The 14,829-nt window shown below is 56.7% G+C and carries 13 protein-coding genes; 8 read left to right on the plus strand and 5 right to left on the minus strand.

Going from position 1 to position 14,829, the window contains the following annotated elements; translation table 11 throughout:
- Window positions 1-100 precede the first annotated feature (100 nt).
- The 3 genes from CHB83_RS00225 to CHB83_RS00235 all read left to right on the plus strand — a co-directional run bounded on the left by CHB83_RS00225 (window position 101) and on the right by CHB83_RS00235 (window position 3,738).
- Entirely contained in the window at window positions 101-421 is a 321-nt protein-coding gene (locus CHB83_RS00225; RefSeq protein ID WP_089331268.1) for a DUF6984 family protein, read from the plus strand.
- A gap of 198 nt (window positions 422-619) precedes the next feature.
- Window positions 620-1,360 carry a glycosyltransferase gene (locus CHB83_RS00230; RefSeq protein ID WP_052695371.1) on the plus strand — a complete coding sequence of 247 codons (741 nt, stop codon included), beginning with the start codon at window positions 620-622 and terminating at the stop codon, window positions 1,358-1,360.
- A complete protein-coding gene (locus CHB83_RS00235; RefSeq protein WP_143436943.1) occupies window positions 1,357-3,738 on the plus strand; it encodes a hypothetical protein in 2,382 nt (793 codons plus the stop codon). Before CHB83_RS00230 ends, CHB83_RS00235 begins: the two co-directional genes overlap by 4 nt.
- A 9-nt stretch (window positions 3,739-3,747) precedes the next feature.
- Here CHB83_RS00235 and CHB83_RS00240 read toward each other — a convergent pair whose 3' ends face one another.
- Window positions 3,748-4,209: a nuclear transport factor 2 family protein gene (locus tag CHB83_RS00240; RefSeq protein WP_089331269.1), complete on the minus strand. Its 462-nt coding sequence runs from the start codon at window positions 4,207-4,209 to the stop codon at window positions 3,748-3,750.
- Between the two features lie 172 nt (window positions 4,210-4,381).
- Here CHB83_RS00240 and CHB83_RS00245 point away from each other — a divergent pair, with 172 nt between their 5' ends.
- From CHB83_RS00245 to CHB83_RS00250, 3 genes are all read left to right on the plus strand, one after another.
- Window positions 4,382-6,148 carry an AMP-dependent synthetase/ligase gene (locus CHB83_RS00245; RefSeq protein WP_089331270.1) on the plus strand — a complete coding sequence of 589 codons (1,767 nt, stop codon included), beginning with the start codon at window positions 4,382-4,384 and terminating at the stop codon, window positions 6,146-6,148.
- A gap of 242 nt (window positions 6,149-6,390) precedes the next feature.
- Window positions 6,391-6,564 (plus strand): DUF6728 family protein, encoded by a 174-nt coding sequence (locus CHB83_RS23720; protein ID WP_173664779.1) that lies wholly within the window; start codon window positions 6,391-6,393, stop codon window positions 6,562-6,564.
- Between the two features lie 81 nt (window positions 6,565-6,645).
- Window positions 6,646-7,008: an MmcQ/YjbR family DNA-binding protein gene (locus tag CHB83_RS00250; RefSeq protein ID WP_089331271.1), complete on the plus strand. Its 363-nt coding sequence runs from the start codon at window positions 6,646-6,648 to the stop codon at window positions 7,006-7,008.
- 158 nt (window positions 7,009-7,166) lie between these two features.
- On the opposite strand, the gene leuS is transcribed toward CHB83_RS00250, so the two are convergent.
- A complete protein-coding gene (gene leuS / locus CHB83_RS00255) occupies window positions 7,167-9,944 on the minus strand; it encodes a leucine--tRNA ligase (RefSeq protein ID WP_089331272.1) in 2,778 nt (925 codons plus the stop codon).
- Window positions 9,945-10,481: 537 nt separating this feature from the next.
- On the opposite strand from leuS, the gene CHB83_RS00260 reads away from it, so the two are divergent.
- Window positions 10,482-11,930 carry a DUF389 domain-containing protein gene (locus CHB83_RS00260; protein ID WP_245855242.1) on the plus strand — a complete coding sequence of 483 codons (1,449 nt, stop codon included), beginning with the start codon at window positions 10,482-10,484 and terminating at the stop codon, window positions 11,928-11,930.
- On the opposite strand, the gene CHB83_RS00265 is transcribed toward CHB83_RS00260, so the two are convergent.
- Both CHB83_RS00265 and CHB83_RS00270 read right to left on the minus strand, forming a co-directional pair.
- On the minus strand, window positions 11,907-12,614 hold the full coding sequence (locus tag CHB83_RS00265) for a spheroidene monooxygenase (protein WP_245855243.1): 708 nt from the start codon (window positions 12,612-12,614) through the stop codon (window positions 11,907-11,909). The genes CHB83_RS00260 and CHB83_RS00265 overlap by 24 nt on opposite strands.
- 153 nt (window positions 12,615-12,767) lie before the next feature.
- Window positions 12,768-13,277 (minus strand): pyridoxamine 5'-phosphate oxidase family protein, encoded by a 510-nt coding sequence (locus tag CHB83_RS00270; protein ID WP_045689484.1) that lies wholly within the window; start codon window positions 13,275-13,277, stop codon window positions 12,768-12,770.
- Between the two features lie 97 nt (window positions 13,278-13,374).
- Here CHB83_RS00270 and CHB83_RS00275 point away from each other — a divergent pair, with 97 nt between their 5' ends.
- Window positions 13,375-13,998, plus strand: a complete 624-nt coding sequence (locus CHB83_RS00275; protein WP_089331274.1) for an acyl carrier protein phosphodiesterase — start codon at window positions 13,375-13,377, stop codon at window positions 13,996-13,998.
- Window positions 13,999-14,034: 36 nt separating this feature from the next.
- Here CHB83_RS00275 and CHB83_RS00280 read toward each other — a convergent pair whose 3' ends face one another.
- On the minus strand, window positions 14,035-14,769 hold the full coding sequence (locus tag CHB83_RS00280; protein WP_089331275.1) for a hypothetical protein: 735 nt from the start codon (window positions 14,767-14,769) through the stop codon (window positions 14,035-14,037).
- Between the last annotated feature and the right edge of the window lie 60 nt (window positions 14,770-14,829).

Below are 14,829 nucleotides of genomic sequence, written 5' to 3' on the forward strand. Positions count from 1 at the left end.
GCCAAAAGCGTAAAACCACAGGAGTAGCCTGGGTAGTGCGTAGGGTCCTCTTCTTATTTTATTGGAGTGGGTTCTGGGCGGTACCGTTACGTATATCTGTATGGCCTCCCGTTTGCTAACCTTGCCTGAGTTGGGCTTGCTGCTTTATATGCTGCGCGGCAAACCGCACGTAGAGCACCTTTTAGCGGTATTGCCCACGGCCCAGGTAGAAGACCTGACCGATGGTGGCGTGGGAAGCATCCGGTTCGTGAGCACAAAGCTGCGCCGCCGCTTGGGTAGCTCCATTGCGGAACTGTGGTACTCGGATGAGGATGGGGTAGCCGTGCTGGCCTCGCTTTACCTAGATGAGGAAGGCGAGCTATACGAACTGGATAGCTGGAAAGTAGACGGTTCTCCTTTGCGGCGCATACCCGTTTTCTGACCGCCGTACGCTTGCCACTGTGGTTCTAGGGATTAGTGCTGAGCGGAACCCCATGAGCCAAGCGAGTAGGAGCTAAGCCGTCGGCTTTAGGGATAGAACTAGTCACCATTCGGCAAGTAATAAGTTGAGCTTGGTCGGGAGCTGGAACAATTCCCGGATATTTGGTAGAATTTTCCTGCCCTTTATTCGCTTTTCCGCTTGAGTCGGACGCCCGCCCCTGCTTCACCACTGGCCCTGGTACTGCCCTGTTACAACCCGCCCGCCGGTTGGACTGCCAACATTGTATCCAGCTTAGCCCGGTTCGAAGCTCTATTGCCTACCGAAGCCCGCCCTGTGCACCTCTACCTCGTCAACGATGGTAGCGCCGCCGTTACCGACGACGACGTGCACTTCCTGCGGGCCAGCCTGCCCCACTTCACCTACCTCACGTATTCCCTAAATAAAGGCAAGGGCTACGCCTTGCGCACGGGCATCAGTCAGGTAACGGAGCCGATGTGCCTGTTCACCGACATCGACTTTCCGTACGAGGAAACCAGCATGGCTACGGTGCTCGAAGCCCTGCGGACGGGCCAGTGCGATGTAGCCGTGGGCACCCGCGACGAAGCGTACTACGCCAAAGTGCCAGCCGGCCGGGTGTTCATTTCCAAGATGCTACGCCGCAGCACGGGCCTTTTACTAGGTTTGCCAGTTTCGGATACGCAGTGCGGGCTCAAGGGCTTCAACGAACAGGGAAGACACGTATTCCTGCGCGGAAAAATCGACCGGTACCTGTTTGACTTAGAGTTTATCTTTCTGGCTTCGCGGCCTGGCGCCCGCTTGCGGGTGCGGCCAGTGCCGGTACGTCTCAAGCCAGGCGTTATCTTTTCGCGCATGAATCCGAAGATTCTGCTCAACGAAAGTGGGAGCTTCCTCAAAATTCTGCTGGCCCGATTTATATGAGTATGCAAGTGCGCAATCAGCGGAGCCGGCACTGGCTAACGCTGGTCGTGGTGTTGGCCGTTGGGCTGCTGGGTAGTGCGCTGTTTGCGCCCATTGTGGAGCATCCAGGGGGCTACCTCTTCAGTAGTATTGATGATGGTATCAAGAACTACTACACCGCGGCGTGGTATGTGCAGCACGACACTGCGTGGTGGTTCAGCGGTATGAATTATCCCTTCGGTGAACACGTGGTGTTCACCGATAACCAGCCGCCGCTGGCCTATGTCTTAGGGGTGTTCCACCGCCAGGGTGTGGCCTTGGATGTGGTAGCGGTGTTCAACGTGCTGATGCTGCTGGCCCAACTATTGAGCGTGCCGCCGCTGCTGGCACTGTTGCGGCGCTGCCGCCTGCCCGCATGGTATGCGGCCTTGGCTACTGGGCTCATTGTATTGCTGGCGCCTCAGCTAGAGCGCATGCTGGGCCACTACGCGCTGTCGTACTCCTGCGTCATTCCCTTGCTCTGGTATGCGCTGGTGCGGGCCACTGAAACCACTACGCGCCGGCCGGGCTTGTGGTATGCTGCCTACGCCACGCTCACCACGGTATTCGGTTTTCTGCATCCCTACTACTTAGCTATCAGCGCCTTGCTTTTGCTGGCGCACAGTGCTGTAGCGTGGTGGCAGCGGCCTAAGGCGCTGCGCGGTCGGCCGTCTGTCGGTTTTTGGTTGCGGGTGCTGGCCACGGTAGCTGTGCCGATGGTGCTGTTTCAGGCGTCATTGGCACTGACGGACCCTTTCGCCGCCGATCGGCCCACCAATCCCTACGGCTTCTTTGCTTACAGTTCTTCGGTGTGGAGTGTGTTCTTCCCGGTTGAAACGCCAGTGCGCGAAGCGTGGCAGCGTGTCTTCCACACCCCCGATCCTAGCTGGGAAGGCCAGGCGTATGTGGGCCTCGTGGCTACTCTTATCACCCTGGCTACTCTGGTACGGGTAGGGCAGCGGCTGCGGCGCCGGCAGTGGCGCCGACTCCGATGGCCGGCCCTGCCGCCAGTGCTGCGCGTAAGCCTTTGGGCCGGGCTATTGATTCTACTTTTTTCCATGGGCTGGCCGTTTCGGTGGGGCTTAGAAGGGCTGCTGAACTTCCTTGGGCCCATCCGGCAGTTTCGCTCTATTGGGCGCTTTGCCTGGATCTTCTACTACTTCTACTCCGTGTACGCTGCGTATGCGCTCTACCAAGGCTTCCGTTGGTTGCGCCAGCGTGGCCGTAAGGAGGTAGCTACCGGCGTATTAAGCGCCTGTTTGCTGCTGTGGGCCGTGGAGGGCGTCTTCAACACGGCCCACAAATCCTACCGTATTCTGCATCCTGAGCGCGGAAGAGGCCGCACGCTGAGCGCTACTTCCACCACCTACCCCCAGCGGCTGCGGCAAGCTGGTCGCCAAGCCCAAGAGTTTCAGGCTCTGGTGCCACTGCCGTTTTACCTCTTGGGCAGCGAGGTATTCTCAATTGGTCACGGCGACAAAAGCTCATACGAGAGCATGCGTGCTTCGCTGGAGATGGGAATGCCGCTGGCCGCCACTATGCTGTCTCGCACGCCGCTGTATCAGGCCCAAGCTACCGGTCAACTGCTGAGCCACCCAGCCATCGACAAGCCCGTGTTAGCTCACTACCCCGACCAACGGCCTTTGCTGGTGCTCGTAGCGGCCGGGGAAGAGCTAGATTCAACAGAAGCTTCACTGCTTGCCCGGGCCCATATTTTCTACCGCGATTCCACTGTATGGTTGGCCGAGCTACCCATAAGCCAGCTGGAAAACCGGCCCGCACTTACCGCCTCCTTCCGGCAGCAACGCGCTCAGCTAATAGCCCGCCCCGGTTACTGGGCGTCGGCCTCGGCTCCGCAGATAGTGCACCTAGGCTTCGATACGCCCGCCCAGGAGCCTTCCTTTAGCGGGGCCGACAAGCTGCCAGCATTCCAAGGCGGTAGCGCCCAGGGGCTGCGCAAGAACGGATTCTTTCTGCTGAATCAGCCGCAGCAGCAAGCTGGCTGGTACGAAGCCTCCATTTGGGCCTATGCCCGCACCACCGACCTGCCCACCCTGCATGGCAGCCTGCTTAGTGCTACCGGTGCCGTGCTCGATAGTGCGCAGGCCCACACGAAATATAGCCCCGATATTCTAGGCGACTGGGTGCGGCTGACCGTGCGACTGCGCGTGCGCCAGCCCGGTCAGCGCCTGCGCTTCTGGATGCGCGGCCGAAAAGTGTGGTTTGATGAGTTTGAGCTGCGCCCCGCCGCCGTCACTAGTTGGCGGCAGCCTACGCCCTCGGCCCCGTTGGTGCGCAACAACTATCCTCTCATAGCCCCACCTTTCCCCGCCGAGCTGCCAAAAGACCGGCGGAAGTAGCCACGCCCGCTACTTACACTTTTCCTTGCGGCGCGTGTCGATGATGTGGGCAATTTTCCAGCCGTCTGTGAGCTTCACGAGTTGGAAGCAGTTGTATCCACAATGGCTGAAGGTGCTACCCAGGTAAAATTCATACGGCGTCCACACGCTAGCCAAGTTGGCATCAATCAAAACCTTATCGAAGGTGATGCGCTCATCCCAAACTTCCTTGTGCGGGCTTCCTACTGCTTTTACAAACTCCGTTGGGCTTTCCGGTCGGAGCACCGTTTGGCCATTGCGGGAGCTGAGCGTGTGAAACACAGCACCTGGCGCTAGGGTACGGCGCACGGCTGCGCTATCGGCGCGGCGCATACCATCGAAAAACGCCTGAATGGTTTTCTGCACGGCTGCCGTTTCGGAAGCGGGCGTTTGAGCCGTTACGGCGGTAGCCGACCCTACGATCAGCGCAAAAACAAGACGAGTATGGAACATAAAAGGAGGGTAGGAATGGAAAGTACTAGGTAGAACTAGGGATGTGGTGCCCCCGCCAAGTGCTTGGGCGGCGCCAGTGGATAAAATTATGTTATTCTGCTCCCCAACGCACCCATTGGGTTAATTTTGCGGTTTGCAATTGACCTGCGTCTCCCTGCCATCCCGTTTCTGCATGACTTTTCGCCGCACCTTCGACCTGCTTGCTCATCTTGCTACCACCACGCCCCAGGCCGACTGCCTGGTGGCAAAAAAAGACGGTAGCTGGCAACCACTGAGCGCGCAGCGCGTGCAGGAGCTCAGCAACCAGGTTAGCTTGGGTTTGCGCCAGCTGGGCGTTGAGCCAGGTGACAAGGTCGCCATCATTTCCACCAACCGCCCTGAGTGGGTTATTGCTGATTTTGGCATTGCTCAGCTGGGAGCCGTAAGCGTACCAATGTACCCCACCATTACGGTGGAGGACTACCGCCACATATTTCAGGATGCCGGCGTGCGGGTAGTACTGGTGGAAAACAAGAAGCTGTTGAGCCGGGTGCAGGAAGCCGTGGCGGGCATGACACCTGGGCCGGAGCACATTTTCTCGTTCGATGAACTGCCCGAGGTCGGTAATTTCCAGAGCTTGCTAGTCCTGGGTAAGTCCGCCGAGGTAACCGAGTTGGAGACGCTGAAAGCCGCCGTGCAGCCCGACGACTTACTTACGCTAATTTATACTTCGGGCACTACGGGCCGGCCCAAGGGTGTGATGCTCAGCCACCGTAACATCCTTTATAATTGCGAGAACCTAACGGGTTATCTGCCGCTGCCTGCCGGCAATAAGGCGTTGAGCTTCCTGCCCCTCAGCCATATTTTTGAGCGCACGGCCACCTACCTCTACCTGCAGTTAGGTTTCAGTGTATGGTACGCTGAGAGCGTAGAGCGCATAGCCGACAACCTGCGCGAAGTGCAGCCCCAGGTATTTACCACGGTGCCACGCCTGCTAGAAAAAATCTATGATAAGATTGTGGCGAAAGGCCAGGAGCTGACGGGGGCAAAGAAAAAGCTGTTCTTCTGGGCGCTAGACTTAGGCTTGCGCTACGATACGCAGCAGAACCAAGGCATGTGGTATAACGCCCAGTTGGCACTAGCTAACAAGCTAGTGTTCAGCAAGTGGCGCGAGGCTATGGGAGGTAAAATCTGCTATATCGTGAGTGGGGGTGGTGCCTTGCAGCCGCGCCTGGCTCGAGTGTTCTGGGCCGCCGGTATTCGGGTAATGGAAGGCTATGGCATGACGGAAACGGCCCCTGTTATTGCTGCTAGCCAGCCCGTGCCCGAGGGCAACCTGATTGGGGCGGTAGGCCCCGTAATTCCAGGCGTGGAAGTGAAAATTGCCGCCGACGGTGAAATTCTGACTCGCTCGCCTTCCGTGATGCAGGGCTACTACAATCGACCCGATCTGACCCAGGAAGTTATTGATTCCGATGGCTGGCTGCATACCGGCGACATCGGGGAGTTTATTGCGGGTCGCTTCCTGAAAATCACGGACCGCAAGAAGGAGATGTTTAAAACTTCCAACGGTAAGTACGTGGCTCCGCAGCCCTTGGAATCTAAGCTAGCCGAGTCGCCGTTGGTAGAGCAGGTAATGGTAGTAGGTGAGGGGCAGAAGTTTGCCGCGGCGCTGTTAGTGCCCGCTTTTACCGAGCTGCGCGCCTGGGCTCAGAAACGTGGCTTGCCTACTGACCTTTCCGATGCGGCCTTGGCGGCTCACGCTCAGGTGCAACAGCTCTATGACCAGTTAGTACAGCAGGCCAATGCTGCCTTCGCCCAATGGGAACAAATCAAAAAGGTAGTGCTGCTGCCGGAGCTGTGGAGCGTAGAATCGGGTGAGTTGACTCCCACTATGAAAGTAAAGCGTAAGATCATCAGCCAAAATAACCAACAGCGCATCGAAGCCATTTACCAGTAGCTAGGTAGAGGGTGTTAGGAAAGAAGATACGTGCATATTGCCCGCTCTAAGCAGTGATAACCTTGCGTATAATGCTTGAGTTAGCAGCTCATTATCAGTGCGTTTAGGCCTTCGGGTACTATCGATAGAGCTAGACGCTGAGACGCGGTAGTAGCCAAAATAAATGCCGTTCTTTTTGCCTGAAAAACAAATCTTTCTGCCCTGGCAGATGTTATTTTCGCACATCCACAATTCATCTTCTCATGCGCAAAGACCTGTTTAACCTGGCCCCCGTGTTCGGATACTTCTTCCGCAAGAACGACCCGAACCGCCACACCAATTTTAACCTGCGCACCATGCACTTCATCAACAAGCTGAGCATGGCCATGTTCTTGGTGGGGTTCATTGTACTGCTGTACCGCTGGTTCCTTCGCTAACTTGTAGCGTTTTCTATAGAAGACCGTTGTGCTCCGCTGGGTAGCATGGCGGTCTTTCCTGTTATTAGCCCTCTGACTTGTATGAACATCGAAGATTTCCGTGACTACTGCCTGTTGAAAGCAGGCGTAACCGAAGAAACTCCCTTTGGCCCCGATACGCTTGTGTTCAAAGTGGTAGGCAAAGTCTTCGCCCTCACTGATATCAATACCTTTGGCAGCGTTAATCTGAAGTGTGACCCCGAGCGGGCCGTGGAGCTACGCGAGCAGCACGACTACGTGCTTCCGGGCTTTCACATGAATAAAAAGCATTGGAATACCATTCTAATGGGCACTGGCGTTCCGGCTCATCATTTTCGCGAGCTAATTGATCATTCTTACGACTTGGTACGCGCATCCCTGCCTAAAAAGCAGCGGGAACAACTAGCCGCTGCTGAGCAGGAGTAAACTACGGGTTACTCGTGCCAAGGCCTGTAAGCTAACTTCCGCCACGGCTCAGAGATTCTCATAATAGCCATCTGGATTTCTCGACTGCGCTATTCCGTACGAATAAAAAGGCCCGTTGGAATACTCCAACGGGCCTTTTTTACTAAGAGTCTGCCAGATTACACGACCACGTTTACCATACGGCCGGGTACTACAATCACCTTCTTGGCTTCCTTGCCTTCAGCAAATCGGGCCAGGATATCCGTAGCGCGCACAGCGGCCTCAATTTCAGCGGCCGTGGCGGTAGCCGGGAACTGTAGCTGCTCCCGCACCTTGCCATTGATGGCTACGGGATAGTTCACCGTGTCTTCTACCAAGTATTCCTCCTTAAACTCAGGGTAGGCAACGGAACTGATGCTACCGGCTTCGTGGCCTAGTTTCTGCCACAGCTCCTCCGCCAAGTGCGGGGCGTAGGGCGAGATAAGAACAACGAGCGGCTCTAGAATAGCGCGGTTGTGCGTGTTCAGGGTCGTCAGCTCGTTCACCGTAATCATGAGGGCGCTGACGGTGGTATTGAACGAGAACTTCTCAATGTCTTCCTCTACCTTCTTGATGGCCTTGTGCAAAGCCTTCAGTTCGGCGGGTTTAGGCGCTTCATCAGTTACGGCGAAGTCGCCATCCTGGGGGTGGTAGAGGCGCCAGAGCTTCTTGAGGAAGCCCGCTACGCCGCTCATGCCATTGGTATTCCATGGCTTGAATTGCTCCAGCGGCCCCAGGAACATCTCGTACAAACGCAGCGCATCAGCCCCAAACTTCTCGATGAGCGTGTCGGGGTTCACTACGTTGTAGAGCGACTTTGACATTTTTTCCACTAACGTACCGCAAACGTAGGTGCCGTCATCCTCCAGAATGAACTCGGCCGTGGAATATTCTGCCCTCCACTTCTTAAAAGCCTCTAAGTTGAGTATGTCGTTGTCGACAATGTTAACATCGACATGTAGCTCGGTCGTTTTGTATTCGTCCTTTTTGCCAGCACTTACAAAAGTATTGGTGCCCTGAATACGATAAATAAGATTTGAGCGGCCCAGGATCATGCCCTGGTTAATGAGCTTCTGAAAGGGCTCATGCGCAGTTACCAAGCCGAGGTCCTTGAGGAAGAGGTGCCAGAAGCGGGAGTAGAGCAGGTGACCGGTGGCGTGCTCTGCGCCACCCAGGTACAGGTCTACATTTTGCCAGTACTGCTCGGGCTCCTGGCCTACGAAACGCTCCTGGTTTTCGGGGTCCATGTAGCGCAGGAAGTACCACGAAGAACCCGCCCAGCCGGGCATGGTGCTCAGTTCGTAATCATACTGGCCCTTGTACTTCCAGTCCTTGGCGCGGGCTAGGGGCGGCTCACCCGTTTCGGTGGGCTTGTACTCGTCAATTTCAGGTAGCACCAGTGGCAAGTCGGCCTCTGCTACACCGTAGGCTACGCCGTCCTTATAGTAAATCGGGATGGGCTCGCCCCAGTACCGCTGGCGGCCGAAGATGGCGTCGCGAATACGGAAGTTGACTTTGCCCTTACCGATACCCCGCTCTTCCAACTGCTGAATGAGGATTTGGGTAGCTTCCTTATAGCCCAAGCCAGTAATAAGGCCGTGCAGGTAGCTGCCTTCCTTAGTGGGGTCAGCCTGCTCCTCAATCTGCTGCTGATCAACAACCTGCACGATGGGCAGGTTGAAGTGCTTGGCAAATACGTAGTCGCGCTGGTCGCCGGAAGGTACGGCCATAACGGCGCCAGTACCGTAGCCCGCCAGGACGTAGTCAGCAATCCAGATTTGGATGGGTTCGTTGTTGAAAGGATTCAGGGCGTAAGCGCCCGTGAAAGCGCCCGACACCGTTTTGGTATCGGCCATCCGGTCGCGCTCTGAGCGGCGCTTGGTGGCGTCAATGTAGGCCTGTACGGCTTCCTGCTGCTCGGGCGTTGTCAGGGTTTTAACCAACTCATGCTCGGGAGCAAGCACGAGGAAGGTAGCCCCGTAGATGGTATCTACGCGGGTGGTATACACCTTGATTTGCGCCTGCTCGTGGCCTTGTACCGCAAAGGTCACCTCGGCGCCGATGCTCTTACCAATCCAGTTGCGCTGCATCTCCTTCACGGCCTCGGGCCAGTCAATGGTGTCGAGGCCTTGCAGGAGGCGGTCGGCGTAAGCCGTGATGCGTAGGTTCCACTGTGGCATCAACCGACGCTCCACGGGGAACCCTCCGCGCTCCGATACGCCGTCTTTCACTTCATCGTTGGAAAGCACCGTGCCCAAGCCAGCGCACCAGTTTACGTAGGTATCTGACTGATAAGCCAATCGGTAGGGGTGCACCGCTTGCAGCTTCTGCTTCTCACTCCACATCTGCCACTGGCCCGCCGTGAAATCATGACGCTCTTCGTCGTCCCCGGCGGCGCGTATGCCCTGGCTGCCATTCTCGGCAAACTTATCAAGCAGGGTCTTTAGCGGCTCGGCACGGTCGGTATCGAGGTTGTACCAGCTATTGAACAGCTTCAGGAAGATCCACTGAGTCCACTTGTAGTAATTGGGGTCGGAGGTGCGTACCTCGCGGCTCCAATCGTAGCTGAATCCCAGGGAGTTAAGCTGACGAATGTAGGTATCAATGTTTTGCTCCGTTGTGATGGCTGGGTGCTGCCCCGTTTGAATGGCGTACTGCTCGGCAGGAAGACCAAAGGAGTCGAAGCCCATGGGGTGCAGCACGTTAAAGCCCTGCAGGCGCTTGTAGCGCGACACAATATCGGAGGCAATGTAGCCAAGCGGGTGGCCTACGTGCAACCCAGCCCCGGAGGGGTAGGGGAACATATCTAGCACATAGTACTTGGGCTTCTCAGAAGCGTTGTCAGCCTTGAAGGTATTATGCTCTTTCCAGTGGGCTTGCCACTTCTTTTCAATTTCCTGGGGACTATAGCCGGGCATGGGCTTCCTATTAGGTGGTTACTTGCTGAACTGGCGAAATTAAGTGGAAATGCCGGGAAAGGATAATCATAGGCAAGATTAGGGTCCTAATGGGTAGGAGCATTCCGTGTTCTTGGCGAGGAGTTTTTTCCTGGGCGAATACCGGTTTTAGATAGTCAGGAGAGCACAACCACGAAACCCTACAAGCAAACATGCTACAGCCTAGGCTACCATGCACAGCCCCAGGCCGCTGCTATTGGCCCCAACACTCGGATTGGTAGCGCATGGTGCGGCTCGGCCGTGCACTTACGATGCCCAGCTGGATATCCGCTCCGACGCCAGTGGGCGGAAGCCGCGAGCCTCAGCCACTTAAGCCACGCCGATCTTTTACCAACGGATGCTTATCATCAAGCAGCATAAATCAGGTAAACAAGCTATGCAAAAAGAAGAGACAGGGTACGCGCTACCACGCTTAGAAGACGGTGCTAAGCAGTAGCGTTAACGTTGAGCTAGCTCCACCGTACGCATATAGTGAGTCTACCATGACAACAGCTCATTTTGAACTATCTCTCCGTTGTATTCCGGTTTCTGCGCCAGCGCTTCGACTTGCTTGATGACACCGCCGATCCGGCCGTGATTGAGGAAAGCGTAAAATCTAACACCTCCTTTCGGGGTACTAATTTATGGGTGCTCATCTTCGCCATTCTTATCGCCTCCGTGGGGCTGAATGTTAATTCCACAGCCGTCATCATCGGCGCCATGCTGATTTCACCCCTGATGGGCCCACTGGTGACCATGGGCTATAGCGCGGCCACGAATAACCCAGACTTGCTGCGACAAGCTTTGCGCAACTTAGCGCTGGCCATTGGTATCAGCCTGCTTACGTCCACCGTGTATTTCATGCTCACGCCCTTACGGGAGGCCCAGTCGGAACTGTTAGCGCGTACGGAGCCCACTATCTGGGACGTGCTGATAGCCTTATTTGGGGGGCTGGCTGGTGCCGTAGGGCTTACGCGCCGCGAGAAAAGCAATGTCATCCCCGGCGTGGCCATTGCCACTGCCCTTATGCCACCCTTGTGTACCGTCGGCTATGGTCTTGCCTCCGGGCAGTGGCACTATGCTCTGGGAGCGTTCTACCTGTTCGCAATCAACTGCGTATTCATCACGCTGGCTTCTTTCCTGGTAATGCGCTTTCTGCGTCTGCCCGCGCATGAGTTTCAGGATGAGAAGCATGCCAAGCGCGTACGCCGCCTGATGCTAGCGGCGGCCGTGGTAGTAGCAGGACCCAGCGTGTGGTTGGGTTACCGCATCGTGCAACGCTCCGTGTATGAGCACGCGGCTGAAGATTTTGTGAGAAAGGAGTTGGATTTTCCTGGCACCTACGTAGTTACCCGCCAGATTGACGCCCGAAAGCGACGCATCAATGTGTTGTTATTAGGGCCTACCATTGATGCGGCTCGCTTGGGTGCCGCCCGCCGTCAATTAATTGAATATCATTTGCTGCCTACCCAGCTTATTGTACGCCAGGGCTTACAGGCCTACGACTCGTTGGATGCAAAAGCCTTGAGCCAAAACTCAGCCGAGGATGTACGTGCCCGCCAGAACAAGTTGCCGGCCCGGCCCGAAGCGGAGCTAACGCAACTTCACCAGCTAGTGGCAGCCTCCCGCTCGTCGTTGCCGGCCCCTGGTGACTTGCTACGCGAGGTGCAGGTAGAACATCCCACGGTGCGCCGTTTGGCTCTAGCTCAACTGGTGCGTCCGGCCGTGTTACGCGACTCTCTTCCGGCGGACACTGTGCTACTAGCCAGCGTTGAAACCCAGGCCGATGTGCCAGAGCCAGAGCAACACCGGCTAGTGCAGTGGCTGCAAGCCCGTACCAACTATCAACGGGTGCAATTGGTGGTAGCAGCCGTGCCCTCCTCAGCAGTTGCCTTAGATTCCGTACCTCCGACTCCCGCCAACCCTCCGCGCAGAGCTACCCGATTAGACCAGAAGCGGGGGCGTTAAGTTAGAAATGGGGTCTTGGCCGTCCCAAGTGCCTTCCGTGCGTAGCACCTGAAATCGGGCAAACAGCTCTTCCCCGTACCACTTCTCCTGGCGAGTTAGCCTGATAACTTCTTTGTGCTTTTCACTGCGGTAGGCGTAGTCCTGCATGGCCTGGGCCGATTCCCAGAGGCTGAACGTGGCCTGGCGCACTACTGGCAATTCGCCGAGCCCAATGGCGGCCCGCACGCCGGGTGCCTGGGCTACGGTGGCGCTGGTAGGAGCCACATAACGCCAAAAGCGGGGTGTTTTCTGCCAGCGGATAGAAGCGCGGGTGAGTACGGCCACGGGGCCGCCGGGTGCTACGTCCGTCGGGTAGTCGAAGGGATTGACTCCGCTCCAAAGCCCGTGAGACTTCAGGGGGGCTAGCTCAGCCGTCCAGATTTCGGTGGTGCGCTGCCGGTACTCCCGCCACAGCGGATGCTCGGCAAAGAATGTTGCGGCGGCAGCGGCTGATTCCCACACGGCCATAAACCCATAGCGGTGCAAGTTAGGCAGGGCCCCAAACCCGCCGGCGCCGCTGCCCAGCAACTTCTGAAACGACAGGCCGGCTACCCGTTGCAGGGGCCGTTGGGCAGTGCCCATCTGCGCAAATGCCCACCGCTTTTGGTCGGGCTGCAGGGTGAGGATGGAAAGTGTAGTGAGCAAGGAAAGGCAGAGTAGGTACGGCAGACAGTTCGGTATGGGCTGCCAGCGAAATGCCTGGGCAGGAGGGCCAAAAGCGGGGTGGTACGCGAAACAACAAAAAAGGACCGGAAAAGCTTCCGGTCCTCTTCAAACTACTAGGGCTAACGTTAAAGCCTAGAGTGGGTTCACCTTGGTGTGTTCGTCGCCGGTGGGCTGGTACCGCTCGCCGGTAGCCACCGCTTTCACGTAGCCAAAGGCGCGTACAAGCACGTTGCTCGGCTGGTCCCAGTACTCACCCCGGTCAATGCTGATTTTTAGCAGGGCGATGTTGGGGTCCTCTGGGCCCTTGGGGAACCAGGCGCGCAAGCCTTCCGTCCACAGTTCTTTTACTTTCTGCTGATCGGTAAGTACCGTGGCAGTACCCGAAATTGAAACGTAGAGGTTGTCGTCGGGCTTGGAATAGCCCAGGTTTACGTGCTGGTCTTTGCGGACCTCGTAAATCTTGGCCGAATCTTTCTCAGTGAAAAACCATAGCGTACCATCTTCATCGGGCTTCTGGGTGTACATCGGCCGGCTATGAAGACCACCTTCCGCATCGGCAGAGGTCAGCATGGCAATCTTAATATCTTTAATTCTGTCAATCAGCTTGGTCACATCGTGACTTTCGGCAACTTGCTCAGCCATTATCTTCGGGTTTTGGTGGTGTAAGGATCGTAGCACAGGATACGATAGGGACGCTTGAAGGTTCAGCTGCCCGATTTTGCCGTACTTCCCCTTACTCATGAATTTCCTTGCGCACTTACTCCTTTCTGGCACGCCTACTGCCACGCCCCAGTATGCCGATATTGTTGTCGGTAATTTTGCGGCCGAGGCCGTGCGCGGCCGCGCGGGCTTACTGGCCTACCCCCACGCGGTGCAACAAGGCATCCGCCTACACCGCTTCATCGACTCCTTTACCGACACGCATCCCGTGGTGCGCCGTACTACCGCCCGCCTACGTCAGGCGGGGCTAGGCAAGTGGGCCGGGGTAGTGTCCGATGTGGGCTACGACCACCTGCTCGCCCGCAACTTTGCTGATTTCCATGTAGCTGCCGAGCCGCTACCCGCCTTTGCCCAGCGCCTGTACGCCCTTCTGCACCGCCGCCGCCAGGAGTTGCCTCCGCCGTTGCAACAGGTGCTGTACTACATGCGTCGTGACGATTGGCTTACCAACTATGCCCAGCCGGCGGGCCTGGAAAGGGCCTTGCTAGGCCTGAGCCGCCGCGTGCCTGCCGCCGCCGTACTCACGACGGGAGCCGCCGCCTTCCTGGCCGAGCTGCCCGCGTACCAAGCCGATTTCCGCGAGTTCTGGCCGGAGCTACGAGCTGCGGTGGAGGCGGAAGAATGGCGTGGGAACACGGCCTAGCAACGCACGCTCAACGCGTACGAGCAGCACGACTCGCTAAGGCTGATCTGTTACTTTTTCCAGCACGAAGGAGATGATGGTTCCGTCATAAAACCGATACTTCATTTCGGTAAAACCGTATTGGGGGTGGAAGTAAAAGTCTAGGTAGCTGGTGCCGAGTTTACTGTGTCTGCCCACTGCATGCACCAGCCAGCAGTCAGCCAGGGTTAGGTTGCCATACTGCCGGGGTACTTGCTTTTCTACCTCGTAGTGGCTCTTTACTGTTCCCTTGAAGGCTCCCCAGCCGGTCATAATCACGGTCATGCTGTTCCAGTTGCCCCCCACTTGCAACGAGGGGATCTTAATCTGGGGGAAAGGGGCTACCTCCGAATGCTCGTACTGGTTGTTTCGGATAGGATGAATCAGAATTTCCTTTCTATTCTCAATGGCCCCGGTAACTATCGACCTAGACCAGGTATACACCTCCGGCTTTTCCTTGGGCTTCGATTTAGGATTAGGGTAGGCCAGGAAAGTCAGCGAATCCTGCGGGGTATAATGGAACTGAAGCGAGAAGGCGGTTTGCTTGCTTGGTTGGCCAATCCAGGGTGTGCCACTGGGCGTTAAGGTGATGCTTTCTCTGGATAGCGTGTCGCCGGCCGGGCTGACAAACAGCGCCCGATAGTGGTAGTGGCGGCCGGCTTTAAAAATAACAAGGCTGTCGGTTGAGAGTGGTTGCTGCTGAAAAAGAGGCAAGCTGACCAGGCCTATTAAGGCGGCGAGAGATAAGGACATTCACCAAAGGATAAGGGATAGAAGCGGCGGCAAGTATACCATAAGATGCTGCCGTAAGAA

Source organism: Hymenobacter mucosus, assembly GCF_900188255.1.
In the GTDB taxonomy this organism is placed as follows: domain Bacteria; phylum Bacteroidota; class Bacteroidia; order Cytophagales; family Hymenobacteraceae; genus Hymenobacter; species Hymenobacter mucosus.

Excerpts from the sequence above, each read along its gene's own strand:
- CHB83_RS00275 (WP_089331274.1), top strand. The coding sequence starts at position 13,375 with ATGAATTTCCTTGCGCACTTACTCCTTTCTGGCACGCCTACTGCCACG.
- CHB83_RS00280 (WP_089331275.1), bottom strand. The coding sequence starts at position 14,769 with ATGTCCTTATCTCTCGCCGCCTTAATAGGCCTGGTCAGCTTGCCTCTT.
- CHB83_RS00270 (WP_045689484.1), bottom strand. The coding sequence starts at position 13,277 with ATGGCTGAGCAAGTTGCCGAAAGTCACGATGTGACCAAGCTGATTGAC.
- CHB83_RS00250 (WP_089331271.1), top strand. The coding sequence starts at position 6,646 with ATGAACATCGAAGATTTCCGTGACTACTGCCTGTTGAAAGCAGGCGTA.
- CHB83_RS00240 (WP_089331269.1), bottom strand. The coding sequence starts at position 4,209 with ATGTTCCATACTCGTCTTGTTTTTGCGCTGATCGTAGGGTCGGCTACC.
- CHB83_RS00235 (WP_143436943.1), top strand. The coding sequence starts at position 1,357 with ATGAGTATGCAAGTGCGCAATCAGCGGAGCCGGCACTGGCTAACGCTG.
- CHB83_RS00225 (WP_089331268.1), top strand. The coding sequence starts at position 101 with ATGGCCTCCCGTTTGCTAACCTTGCCTGAGTTGGGCTTGCTGCTTTAT.
- CHB83_RS23720 (WP_173664779.1), top strand. The coding sequence starts at position 6,391 with ATGCGCAAAGACCTGTTTAACCTGGCCCCCGTGTTCGGATACTTCTTC.
- leuS (WP_089331272.1), bottom strand. The coding sequence starts at position 9,944 with ATGCCCGGCTATAGTCCCCAGGAAATTGAAAAGAAGTGGCAAGCCCAC.
- CHB83_RS00245 (WP_089331270.1), top strand. The coding sequence starts at position 4,382 with ATGACTTTTCGCCGCACCTTCGACCTGCTTGCTCATCTTGCTACCACC.